Here is a 12,504-nt window from a genome sequence, read left to right as displayed (position 1 = left end):
GTACTGTCAACAGCGATCGCTCCACCTTGCAACTGCACGAGTTCCTGCACCAACGATAGCCCGATTCCTGTACCTTCAAAGGTGCGTCCCCGTGCCCCCTCAACGCGATGAAATCGCTCAAACAGTTTGGGAAGCTCGGCGGCTGGGATACCCGTCCCCGTATCACGCACCATCAGTTCCACATGGTCGCCGACCGGACGCAGAACCACCGCAATTTCTCCTTCAAACGTGAACTTAAAGGCGTTGGAGAGCAGATTCAACACAATCTTCTCCCACATATCCCGATCTACATAAATCGGTTCCGGCAAGGGAGGACAATCAACCGTAAGTTTCAGTCCCGCTTGCTCAACGGTAGAACGAAATAGACTCGTTAATTCAGCCGTATAGGTTGCTAAATCGGTTGGCTGGTAGTTTGCCTGAGTGCGTCCGGCTTCAATGCGCGAAAAATCGAGCAGCGTATTGACGAGCTTCAGCAAGCGCTTCCCATTGCGCTGCACCATTTCGAGTTGCGATCGCGCTTTGGTCGGAATGTTTCCCTTTAATTCGGCTAGCGTCTGCTCTAGCGGCGATAGCATCAGCGTCAGGGGAGTACGGAATTCGTGGCTGATATTGTTGAAGAAGGACGTTTTGGCGCGATCCAGTTCTGCCAGTGCTTCGACTCGCTGGCGTTCTTCTTCAAACGCGCGGGCATTCGCGATCGCATTCGTGACATTGCCTGCCACCAAATCAAAAAATTCTCGGTACTCATTCTCAAAGGCTCGATGGGGATTGATTCCCAACACCAAAAACCCAACAATCTGAGGTTGTCCCGATTGGGTCACTGGCACAACCCAGGCAGCAGCAGGCGACCTATCCCAGGCTCCCTTCGGTAACACCCCGAAGCGAGTTGCTACATCAACAATAACGGCTTGCCCAGTCTGATGAATTCGTCTCAATCCCCATCCGTCATTGTCTTGAGTCAGGTCTACGATTGCTGGCGTTGCTGAGGTTTCCGCCTCGAATCCAGCCGTTTCCACCAGAGTCGCTTGCTTGCCATCTGCCGCCACTCGATAAAGCAGGGAAAACGGAATATCGTGAGCATTGGTGGCTAAAGCCTGAATTGCCGTTCTACAGGCAGCTTCAACCGTCTTGGCTTGAGCTGTTTTGCTCGCCAGTAAGCTTAATGTTTGTAAGCGGCGATCGCCCAGAACTCGCCCGGTTGTCTCGCTAACGATGCAAAAAATGCCGCCGACTTCCCCGCTCTCATCCCGCACGGGGTCATACGAGACATCAAAGTAAGTTTCCTCGCTGTACCCGTAGCGATTGAGAAAGAACAAATAATCTCGCGCCCAGAAGGCTTCTCCAGTCGTGACAACTCCCTCAAGCAAGGGTTTGAGCGCGTCCCAAACTTCGCTCCACAGCTCACGGGCGGGGCGACCCAGCGCCCAAGGATGCTTCGATGCCAAAGCAGGGCGATAAGCATCGTTGTAGAGCGCGATCAATTCAGTTCCCCAGAACAGGCAAATCTGAGCTTTTGAAGGCAGCAAAATGCTGACAGCGCTCCGCAAACTTTGGGGCCAGTAGGTTACATCTCCTAAGGGAGTCTGCGACCAATCGAGCGATCGCATCAAATTCCCCATTTCGCCGCCTGTAACAAAAATGCTGTCAGCAGCCCTTCCTTTGTCTGCAAATGTCACTGGCGCAACTCCTGCTCCTCGAAATACCTGGCTAGTCGTCTTCGACCTGTTCCCCCATTATGATTGCAGCAGTGTTTCAATCTGCTTCCAACCGAGTGGTAAGGGGCACGTTCGTTTGTTTTCCCATCGATTCACACTATGGAACGATACCCCAAGTAGCGTTGCGAACTTTTCCTGTGAAAGTTCAAGCCGCGGGCGAGTCTCACGGACTAACCCCGCCACCTCTAGCTGTTCAAGTGTGGTTCTTGGGCACAAATCCCTCTATCTTAATGCGTAAAATTGAACGATAGCCGGTGCGATATCCTTCCATCTATTAGCCAGAATGGGGCTAGTTTCTCTTCATCCTCTTCCCTTCCTAGTCATTGACTGAAAGGATTTTTATCACTAAGTAACTGTCTTTGAACAGGTCAATTTTCACAGGCGATCTCTCCTCGTAGCATCTAATGCAGGCGACCCTGGAGCGGAAGAATGCTGCTTGCACAACCAGCCGCTATCTGCACGCTGATTTAACCCCCATTCCACAACCTAAACTGCCATACTCCGAATTTTCGACATTTAAAAATTTTGGGCTTGCGATCGCAAAACATATTTACATTTTTTTGTATAAGAAATCACCTTTGTTAGGAAAAAAAACCGAAATAACCGATTGTGACAGTAGGGGTGCAGAATGTGCGATATATCTGTAAAGCTGGAAAATATAGGTATCCTTTCCCAATGCCCTGCCCGAAAAGGGAAAAGATGCGAGCTTAACTTGCGAATCCATTGTTAACCCTAAGCCGCACTGAGCTTGAGTTCCCTCGACACGCTCATTGCTCGCGACTTGAGGAAGAATCGAATTTATTCAATTGACCTTTAAACTTGAGACTTTTAACAGGATGAAGATTCAGCAATTGTGCCAATGCTGGTTCAATTATCCGATGGTAGTATCTAAATTTACAGGTAAAAGAGTTGCGAGAGCAGAACATCTCCATATGATTCTTAGAGAAAACTAGCTGATTGTGGAGCATAACATTGAACTCTTTCAACTTTTTCAATCTTAAATTCCTTGGAAATCTCCTATTTCTCAAGTCGATAGCAGGTAGCAGTAAGAGTGTCCATCCTAAACAACCAGGCTAACTCAGCTAGCCAAAAAAGTAGCCGGGAAGCATTTCCCAAATTGGGGAAATTCAATTTTTCTAAAGCGTTTTGGTCAAGGCTGCCAAAAAAGCAGCATCGCTACAAGCAAAGATGGCAACCTCGTGACCTAATTGTTTTATCGATACTGGCAGGGTCAACTTTGGGGGTGAGTGCGATCGCTGTAGTTAGCTATCAGGTTGTGCGGGGACTGATTCTGGAGAACCTCCAGCAACAAGCCTTACTGAAAGTCCAGCAGGGACGAGATGAGATTGACCAGTGGCTATCTAATCGGAAGACTGAGGTAGAGATGCTGGCGAACAGTCCCCTCGTGCGCTCTATAGATTGGTCAGTCGCCCAGCCTTATTTAAAGTCGGAATTGCAACGGTTTAAAGAAATTCACCAGCTGTCAATTGTCAACTCCGAGGGTTGGGGTGCGAATACCAGCGTCGGTCCTCATCGCAAAAATATTAAAGACCGGGAATGGTTTATCAAGGCAATTTCAGGGCAAGTCAGTGCCGCGAATCCCGTAGTCAGTCGCACCACAGGCCTTCTACAAATCAATATCAGCGCTCCAATTATGGGGGATTCAGGGACTCAAGTGCTGGGAGCAATGGGTGGAGCGATTAAAGTTGACCGAGTGATTCAGGTAGTCAGCAGGCTCCAAGAGGGAGCTGGCAGCTATGCCTTTGCACTCAACTCCACAGGGGTGGCGATTGCCCATCCTGACCCCAAGATGATTGGCTCCGCAGAGCATGAGGCACCCAGCTTCTTACAATCTTCCAATCCGGCACTGGCAGCGATCGCCCAGCACATGGTTGCCAAACAAGCAGGGATTAAACTAATACGAGTCAATGACAGCTGGAACTACGTTGCCTACGTACCCCTAAAAGAAGCGGATTGGTCAATTGCACTGGTTATTCCTCGCCAGAATATCGAATCTAACTTAGGCGCACTCAACCTCCTAGCGACCGTTTTAGGCGGATTGTTGCTGATTGCCCTAATGGGTGCATGGCGACAGGTGCAGCTGTTTGAGCAAACTCGCACTCGTGCCGAACAGGAAGCTCTACTCAACCGTTTGGTGCGTCGTATCCGAGAATCTTTAGAGCTACAAACCATTGTTCAGACGACGGTAACAGAACTGGCAACCTTAACACAGTTTGATAGAGTGCTGTTTGGCTGGTACGATCCCCAATCCCAAACCCTTGAGCTGGTTGGCGACTCTCACGCCCAAACATTGACGATTCAGCCAAGAAAGTTTCAATCCAATTCATCTATAGACATAGCAGCTTGTCTACAGCAGACAGAAGCACTTCATCTGTTGTTTGTTGATGCTGAGTTAGAGCAAACACCTCTACAGTTAAAAGCTCACGCCTACCTTGCACTCCCTATCCCGCTTTTAGATGGCTGCTGCGGCTATCTCATTGGGTTGCACGCTCATTCCCTAAGTCCACTAGATCGGGAATTACTCAAAGCAGTTGTCGATCAGTTAGCAGTTGCCATTACTCAGGCTCAGCTTTACAACCAAACCCAACAACAGATTACACTGCTCAACCAAACGCTGAGCAAACTTAACCAGACCCAACTCCATCTGGTGCAGAGCGAGAAAATGTCTAGTTTGGGTCAGATGGTGGCAGGCATTGCCCACGAAATCAATAATCCAGTTAACTTCATCTACGGCAACCTTACTCATGCCAGCTCTTACATCCAAGATTTACTAGAGTTGATTGAGCTGTACCAAGAGCAGTATCCTCAGCCCACGCCCCAGATTCAAGACAAAGCAGAGGACATGGAACTGGAATTTCTCAAAGAAGATTTATCCAAACTCCTTGCCTCGATGCAAGTTGGCGCTCAGCGTATTCGTGATATTGTTTACTCGCTGCGTGTGTTTTCCCGTTTGGATGAATCAGAAGTCAAGGATGTGGATATTCACCAGGGCATTGATAGCACGCTGATGCTTTTGCAAAACCGTCTTAAGGCAAAGCCAGATCATCCAGCCATTGAAGTTGTCAAGGAGTATGGTCAGTTACCTAAAATTGAGTGCCATGCCGGACAACTCAACCAGGTATTTATGAACCTCCTCAGCAATGCGATTGATGCCATAGAGGAGTTTAACTTCAAGCGTAGCTATCAAGACCTGCAAGCCAACCCCGGTCGAATTACAATTCGCACGCAAGTTTTGGCATCAAAACAAATTGCGATCCGGATTGCAGATAATGGAGCGGGGATTGCTGAAGATATTCAGCAACGGTTATTTGACCCCTTCTTCACCACCAAGGCGGTTGGAAAGGGAACCGGGATGGGATTAGCAATTAGCTATCAGATAGTGACAGAGACACATGGGGGACAGTTGCGGTGCATTTCGGCACCCGGACAAGGAGCAGAATTTGCGATCGAGATTCCGATCCAACAATCACCGCAACCATCGTAGGAATTGATTGAGCAATCAGTTTAGGGGGAAAGTTAGGGCACAATTCCCCACTACCGATCAACAAAAAAGTAAGGACAAAATAGATTTGAGAAAAGTTTAGTGAAACTTTCTCAAATCTAGATTCACCTAACTTGGTGAAAATTGGATCTTGGTATTCTTGGAAATTTAGGACAAAACAGGTGAATCGTTGGGTCGGTTATAAACAGCCCAATCCTGAATTCCCCGCTCGCGAAAAACTCCTTCAACTTTGGCGATTTCCTCGTCTGTTCCATCCACAATTACCAAATAGTAATTGTAGAACAGGCGATCGCTATAAACTTTAGCGTCATCTTCATGAATGCCGAGATCGGTTAATGCCTCAATCAGGCGATTCGTTGCCGCTGTTCCAATCCCAACACCAGCAATCGTACCGGCTAGTGTCAAGCCCAGACCACCCGCTGCCATTACAGCCCCCACACCAGGAACTGCTAAAGTGCTAAGACTGGTGAATATGCCACCAAACAGCCCAACGTTAGTATTTGCGTTGGCTTTTGTGGCAGCAGTGACGCTAGCTTCATCACCAATGCGATCGCTCATATTCGCACCGGCAAGTTGATCGTCAGGTTTTGCTTGTGTGGTAATTACCGAAACCCTATCCATTGGGAAGCCAGTTTTGTTAACTTCATCGAGTGCAGTTTCTGCATCTTGACGATTAGAAAATACCCCCACAGCACGCTTATTTTCAGCTACAGTCATTTTTCCCTCCGATTGCCATATCTGCATCGCGAATCCACAAATGCAGAATTGATTTTTTAATCCTTGATGTTGAAATTTTGGTATTTTCTGCTACTAGATCCATCAATCCCTAGATGTAACTCGGAGGTAGAGTCTCTCCGGGCGTTTTGTTACGGCTGAGTTGAATGATTGAAGACTCATCTCAAATCCGTCTACTTGCCCATCATATAAAGAACCCCTCCCCGCAAGCGGGAAAGGGTTGGGGTTCTGGGAAATTAGGGGAATCAACCAGACTTTAAGATTACTGAGTCGCCAGCCGGATTACTCGTTAGGCTTTTGATTCGCCTGCAAGAAAGCTTCGATTACCTCAGTTGCCAATTGAGTCATGGGCTTACCCTGACGGGCTGCTTCTGCTTTCAAGCGGCTGTAAACATCATCCCGGACATTGATTCGACGACGGATTTTAGCTGCAACTGCAATTTCTGATTCTTCTGGCAGCACCACCTCATTTATCAACCCAGTATCTGACTGAGGAGAGACTGCTTCTGACTCATAGTCAACTGTAAATTGACGAATCGCATCAAAACCAACGCGATCGCAGAAATCCCCAAAACCTTCTTGGGGTTGCCGCGACTGCTTGAAGTAAACGAAAATCGGCTCTAATTCGGTTTCTAGCTCGTTGATGTGCAGCCGATCCATATAGGCTCTAGAGAGTCGCGTTTGGTCGCGTGAAGCCCCCAGCCAAATCTGATAAGATTCAGCCGCACTCCCGACAAATCCTAATTCTGCCAGATAGGGACGAGCGCAACCATTCGGGCAACCCGTCATCCGCACGATAAAATGTTCGTTTTCCAATCCCACTTTTTTCAGCAGCGCCCGAACCCGATTCAAGAGATCCGGCATGATCCGTTCCGATTCGGTAATCGCCAAGCCGCAAGTCGGCATAGCGGGGCAAGCCATTGAATAGCGCACCAATGGGTCAAGTTGATTGGGGTCTGCCTGAACGCCACAACGGTCAAGAATCTGCTGAATTTCGGTTTTTTGCGCCGGGTCAATTTCGTAAAACAGCAAGTTTTGGTTGGGTGTCAGGCGAATCGGTAGCGAGAACTTCTGCACGATTTCCCGCAGTGCAGTTCTTAGCTTGAAGTTACCTTCGTCCTTTACCCGACCATTTTCAATCGGAATTCCCAGAAACAGCTTGCCGTCGCCTTGTTCGTTCCATCCCAAGAAATCTTTGTATTTAAAGGGCGGTAACTCTTTAAAAGCTGCCAGCGGTTTGCCAAAGTATTCTTCGACTTTGGCGCGGAACTTCTCGACGCCCCAATCTTCGATTAGGTATTTCATCCGCGCATGACGGCGGTTTGCGCGATCGCCATAATCTCTTTGAGTGGCGACAATTGCTTTGATCAGATCGTAGATATCTTGTTTCTCTACATACCCGATGGGATCTGCCATCCGGGGAAATGTCTCTTCTTTGTTGTGGGTGCGTCCCAAACCACCACCTGCAAAGACATTAAATCCCTCTAGTTCTCCCTCGGTGTTGGTAATCACCACCAAGCTGACATCTTGGGAATAGAGGTCAACCGAATTATCCCCCGGTACCGTTACGGCACACTTAAATTTCCGGGGCATATAGCGATCGCCATATAGCGGTTCTTCTTTCCCGTGGACGACGGTGCCGTTGCCGTTGCGTTGCCGCGCCGCCTTTACCTCTGGGTTTTCTTCCGCGCTAATGGACTTTTCGCCATCCAGCCAAATTTCATAATATGCACCTGTTTGCGGTGCCAGTAGGTCAGCAATATTGTTGGCATACTCCCAGGTATATTCGTAGTCCCGGCGATTTTTATAAGGCGCTGGGGGCGTCATCACATTGCGGTTGAGGTCGCCGCAGGCTCCCAGGGTTGACCCCATGTTTTTAATGATGGCAGCGATGGATGCTTTGAGATTTTTCTTTAAAATTCCATGCAGCTGAAAACCCTGGCGAGTCGTAGCGCGTAGCGTTCCATTGCCATATTCCTCAGCCAGTCGGTCTAAGGTCAGATACAGTTGCGGTGGAATGAAGCCCCCCGGATTACGGGTACGCAGCATGAACTGGTAATCTTTTTCCTGACCCTTCACCCGGTTGTCCCGGTTATCCTGCTGGTACGATCCGTGAAATTTGAGAATCTGGGTGGCATCTTCTGTGAAGCTGTTGGTGTCTTCCAGTAGCTCAGTTGCCACAGGTTCGCGTAAAAAGTTGCTGCGTTCTTTGAGTCCTTCTACTTTAGAAAGCTTTTGGACTGGGGAAATCGGAGATTTAACCATCGGAAACTAAGGGGCTGAACGGTTGAACTGGATCACCGGAAAATCTATCGGGATTACGGCGTATACATTCATGGTACTATCACCATTCTTAATCTTTAGCGATAGGTGAGAAAATCCCTAGATTTTAACAATTCTTGCAGAAAGGGATATCCCCAGAGGACGCCCTTGGGTTTGCCACACCTTGATGCAGTGATGCAGTGATGCAAGTAAGAGCGTCGAGTCTTCGTGCCTAACCCGATTTTTGAGCCAAGCAATCTTAAGCCGTCCATTGAATCAGCTCCATCGGTAGGTTAGCATAGCTACCCTACTGTGCGGTGTATCAAACCCAAGTGAGAACCGCTATAAAAACAAAGTGGGACAGGCTTTATTAACCTGTCCCACTTTGTTAGAAGTCAGTTAAGTCAAAATATCTCGAACCAAACACCGCCAAGAACGATAGAGAGAGCGTTAATCTTAGAATCCGTAGCCGACTCCTAGCTGGACGCTAACAGAAGAAGCAGGACTGTTTTCGTAAGGCTTGATTCCCAGTTTGGCATCGCTGAAGACTACAACGTTCTTGGCAACTTCTGCTTCGACGCCAGCCGTGACTACAGGCGCATTGCGGTTGCCGAAGGTAGATGGTTTGCCTTCCGATTCATGCAAACCGTAGCCACCACCAACGTAGAAGTTAGCTTTATTGGTAACAGGCACATCATAAGTAACCATCGGAATGATAGTGCTGGTTTCGTTGGTGAACTGTACGGAACCTCTAATAGAAACTGGCGTCTTGGGAACCGCATAGCGGCCTTGAATCACACCGCCGACTGCGGCAGCATCGCCATCTTGTCCGCCATTTGTAACGCTAGCAGAACCACCAACTCCGACATAATTTGCTCGTGTTCCAGTGGGTTTTGCAGAAGCATCCAAACTAGACATTAAAACAGGAGCGAGCGCTAGTGCAGATAGTACGGAAATCTTAGCTACGGATTTGAGAGCGCGATTCATAATTAATTCCTTCAATTTTCTGGTTTTCAGTTGCTTTGTTACATTCAAAGTCGTTAGCCAAAGCAAAAGGTTCCAGGAAATTACCAAAAAGATTTTCGCCTTCTCAAAACCAGGTTTGCTAAAGCTTTTAAAACTCTGTAACCCTCTATATATAGTCTCTTTAACGTACTCTTTCCAAAAAAGACCACTAAATATTTTACTGAATGAGTAGTGTTACCACCTCTAGCGATAGATTGAAATAGCCTTGGCTCAACCAGAAGCTTCCTAACGGTGGACTGTTTGAGAAGTGGCACAACTTTACGGCTGATTTGAGGAACAATTTTATGGTTGGGAAAGTCTGAATATAAGGGAAATTAGTATCAAAAAAATAATTATAAAATTCTAAGACTCTATAAATCTGTCTGATAAAAGTAAAAATCAGAAAGCTGGCATGATTGGAAGAAACGGTTTTTAAAAGCTATAATATTAACGATACTTTTGGAAGTATACTGAACTCCAAAATTACAGACCATAGGGATTCAGGATAGTTATAGCGGCTCTTAGCAGCAGACGCGATCGCGTCCCAGAGCTTTTGCCTGATAAAGCGCTTGGTCAGCAGCAGCAATTAGTGTTTCTGAAGAGCCATCCTGCCAAGGCTGAGCAGTAGCAACACCCAAACTGAGGGTGACATACTTACTGAAGGGAGGATTAATGTGGCGAATCTTCAACGCCTTGACCTCTAAACGGATGGTTTCAGCGACTTGAAACGCCCCCTCAGCAGTCGTGTTTGGCAGAATGATGGCAAACTCTTCTCCTCCATAACGAGCCACGAGATCGGCAGGACGCTTCAAGACCCGATTAATCGCGCTGGCAACCTGTCGCAGACACTCGTCCCCGGCTTGATGACCATAGGTATCGTTATAGTTTTTAAAAAAGTCAATGTCACACATAATTAGCGATAACGGGATTTGCTCCCGTGCCATCCGCCGCCACTCTTTGTCAAAGTATTCATCAAAACAGCGACGATTTGCTATTTGAGTTAAGCCATCTACAGAAGCCAAGCGCTGCAACTGTTGGTTAGCTGCCTCCAGTTGTTGATAGAGTTCTGATTGCTGAATCGCGATCGCGACTTGGGTTGCTAGTTGCTGTAGTAAATCAACGTTAAACTGCTGCCACTGTCGTGGCCCGCTACAATGATGGGCAATCAGCAGTCCCCACAACTGTTGCCCTTGCAGGATGGGTACCACCAAGTTAGCTCTGACCTGAAACTGAGCCAGTAAATCAATGTGACATGGAGTTAACCCGGCTGCATAAATATCGTCGGTGGCTTGGATGCGACCATGCTGGTAAAACGAAACAAAGGTAGTTGCAAAGTGCGGATCGAGAAGTCTTCTACCTAAAATAGACATCCATCGGTCGTCTACAGCTTCTACGACCACAACCCCACTCCAGTCTGGCTCGAAGCGGTAGATTAACACCCGATCGGTTTGGAGAAATTCTCGCACTTGAGCCACTGTCGTATTGAGAATTTCCTCTAAATGCAAAGACTGACGGATGCGTTGCGCGATCGCTCCCATTAACCGCTCCCTTAGGGCTTGCATCCGCAGTCTCTCCTCCGCCTGCTTGCGTTCGGTAATATCCATCGCTACACCTACCAGACGCACGGGACAGCCAGTTTCGTCACGGTAGACCTGACCCTTGTTCCCTACCCAGTGCAGGGTGCCATCGGGCCAGATAACTCGATATTCAATCTCATAATCCACGCCTTCTCCAACCGCCCTCGCCACGGCTTGAGCAACATACTCGCGGTCTTCTGGATGGACAGCATCAAGAAAATCCTCATAGGTTGGATGATGGCTTCCTGGGGGAAGACCGAATACTGGCCCTAGTTGGTCAGAATACATGATGCAGTTGGTCAAGATGTCCCAGTGCCACGTACCCATGTGAGCCGCTTTCAAAGCTAACCTGAGCCGCGCTTCACTTTCTTGCAGTACTAATTCAGCAGCTTTGCGCTCGCTGATGTCCTGGAAGACTGCTACAACACCCGTAATATTTCCTTCCTCATCTCGTATCGGTGCCGCACTGTCACCGATAAATTTTTCTGTTCCGTTCTTAGTACGGAGTAACCAACGATCGGCTAACCTGACGATCGCACCGTTTTCAATCGCATTGGTTATTGGGTGTTCGGTAACTTCACGACTTTCTGAATGTACGAGCTGGAGAACTTCATTCACATCTTTGCCAAAAGCATCTTCCTTTTTCCAGCCTGTTAAAGCTTCGGCAAGAGGATTCATAAATGTCACCAATCCTCGATCGTTGGTGACAATTACTGAATCTCCTATACTTTCAAGTATTGTGGAAAACCACTGTTTTTCTTTTTCTAACCTATTTTGTTGTTTATATTTATAAAGAGCCATTTCAATAGTGGCATTTAATTCTTTTTCTTGAAACGGTTTTATAATATAACCAAATGGCTCGGTTATTTTAGCTCTTTTTAATGTGGTTTCATCTGCATGAGCAGTAAGATAGACGATAGGAATGTTGAAGCGACTATAGATTTCTTCAGATGCTTCTATACCGTCCATCTCGCCCTGCAATCTAATATCCATCAATACAAGATCCGGATTGGTTGCTGCTACTTGTTGAATGGCTTCTGCTCCCGAAGAAGCGATTGCCGTAACTGTATATCCCAACCCTTCTAAAATATTTTGTATATCCCAGGCAACAATATTCTCATTTTCAACAATTAGAATTTTAGCTAGATTCATAGCGATCGCCGGACTCAATGTTTAATTTAATTCTTTAAAAGTGATTTTAAATATTGTCCCATGACTTGTATCAACCTCGATATTTCCCTTAAGCTGATCGACCAAAGTAATAACTAAACGAAGCCCTAGAGATTTCGGATTTTTCATATCTATTTTTTTAGCTAAACCAATACCATTATCCTCAACCACAAGTGTAAAATTTTTATCTTCATTTAATGACAGCTTAATATATATTTTTCCTGGCACATTTTCTTTAAAAGCATACTTTAAAGCGTTGGAAACAAGTTCATTAGTAATTAATCCACAAGGGATTGCTGTATTAATATTAAGTAGCTGGGACTAATTAAATATAAGATGGCATAAAGCCCCTAAACGAAGTTTTCCATTAATCTATGCCTGCTCCCATTCGGATTATCTTAAGCGAAGCAGAGGACTCAATGTTAAGCGAGTTGCGAGTTGCTCAAACCGTGCCGCAACGGACGCGCGACCGCGCCCACATGATCCGCTTAAATGCACAGGGGTGGAATGTCCCTGC

At 47.0% G+C, this 12,504-nt stretch carries 9 protein-coding genes; 1 reads left to right on the top strand and 8 read right to left on the bottom strand.

The features are described 5' to 3' along the window. Both H6F50_RS14500 and H6F50_RS14495 read right to left on the bottom strand, forming a co-directional pair. Positions 1-1,676: ATP-binding protein (locus H6F50_RS14500; protein ID WP_190429241.1), on the bottom strand; the 1,676-nt coding region annotated here is incomplete at its 3' end. 57 nt (positions 1,677-1,733) lie between these two features. Beyond that, positions 1,734-1,898 carry a helix-turn-helix domain-containing protein gene (locus tag H6F50_RS14495; protein ID WP_339380422.1) on the bottom strand — a complete coding sequence of 55 codons (165 nt, stop codon included), beginning with the start codon at positions 1,896-1,898 and terminating at the stop codon, positions 1,734-1,736. A gap of 868 nt (positions 1,899-2,766) precedes the next feature. Between H6F50_RS14495 and H6F50_RS14490 the strand changes: the two genes are divergently transcribed. Beyond that, positions 2,767-5,220, top strand: a complete 2,454-nt coding sequence (locus H6F50_RS14490) for an ATP-binding protein (RefSeq protein WP_190429240.1) — start codon at positions 2,767-2,769, stop codon at positions 5,218-5,220. Between the two features lie 165 nt (positions 5,221-5,385). On the opposite strand, the gene H6F50_RS14485 is transcribed toward H6F50_RS14490, so the two are convergent. From H6F50_RS14485 to H6F50_RS14460, 6 genes are all read right to left on the bottom strand, one after another. Further along, positions 5,386-5,955: a general stress protein gene (locus H6F50_RS14485; protein WP_190429239.1), complete on the bottom strand. Its 570-nt coding sequence runs from the start codon at positions 5,953-5,955 to the stop codon at positions 5,386-5,388. Between the two features lie 300 nt (positions 5,956-6,255). Beyond that, on the bottom strand, positions 6,256-8,238 hold the full coding sequence (gene sir, locus H6F50_RS14480; protein ID WP_190429238.1) for a sulfite reductase, ferredoxin dependent: 1,983 nt from the start codon (positions 8,236-8,238) through the stop codon (positions 6,256-6,258). Positions 8,239-8,333: 95 nt separating this feature from the next. Then, positions 8,334-8,507, bottom strand: coding sequence for a hypothetical protein (locus H6F50_RS14475; RefSeq protein ID WP_190429237.1), 174 nt, complete (start codon positions 8,505-8,507; stop codon positions 8,334-8,336). A 184-nt stretch (positions 8,508-8,691) separates the two neighbouring features. Beyond that, entirely contained in the window at positions 8,692-9,222 is a 531-nt protein-coding gene (locus H6F50_RS14470; protein ID WP_190429236.1) for an outer membrane beta-barrel protein, read from the bottom strand. Between the two features lie 539 nt (positions 9,223-9,761). Continuing rightward, on the bottom strand, positions 9,762-11,969 hold the full coding sequence (locus tag H6F50_RS14465) for a diguanylate cyclase (protein ID WP_190429235.1): 2,208 nt from the start codon (positions 11,967-11,969) through the stop codon (positions 9,762-9,764). Between the two features lie 21 nt (positions 11,970-11,990). Beyond that, on the bottom strand, positions 11,991-12,266 hold the full coding sequence (locus H6F50_RS14460; RefSeq protein ID WP_347277167.1) for a sensor histidine kinase: 276 nt from the start codon (positions 12,264-12,266) through the stop codon (positions 11,991-11,993). Positions 12,267-12,504 lie beyond the last annotated feature (238 nt).

The sequence above is a fragment of the Coleofasciculus sp. FACHB-712 genome, assembly GCF_014695635.1.
Lineage (GTDB): Bacteria > Cyanobacteriota > Cyanobacteriia > Cyanobacteriales > FACHB-T130 > FACHB-T130.
The sequence above is the reverse complement of the archived record's forward strand: the minus strand, read 5'-3'. Positions and strand labels throughout refer to the sequence as shown.

Bases quoted from the DNA above. Each gene is read 5' to 3' on its own strand.
- H6F50_RS14475 (WP_190429237.1), bottom strand. From the start codon at position 8,507: ATGGACGGCTTAAGATTGCTTGGCTCAAAAATCGGGTTAGGCACGAAG.
- H6F50_RS14465 (WP_190429235.1), bottom strand. From the start codon at position 11,969: ATGAATCTAGCTAAAATTCTAATTGTTGAAAATGAGAATATTGTTGCC.
- sir (WP_190429238.1), bottom strand. From the start codon at position 8,238: ATGGTTAAATCTCCGATTTCCCCAGTCCAAAAGCTTTCTAAAGTAGAA.
- H6F50_RS14470 (WP_190429236.1), bottom strand. From the start codon at position 9,222: ATGAATCGCGCTCTCAAATCCGTAGCTAAGATTTCCGTACTATCTGCA.
- H6F50_RS14485 (WP_190429239.1), bottom strand. From the start codon at position 5,955: ATGACTGTAGCTGAAAATAAGCGTGCTGTGGGGGTATTTTCTAATCGT.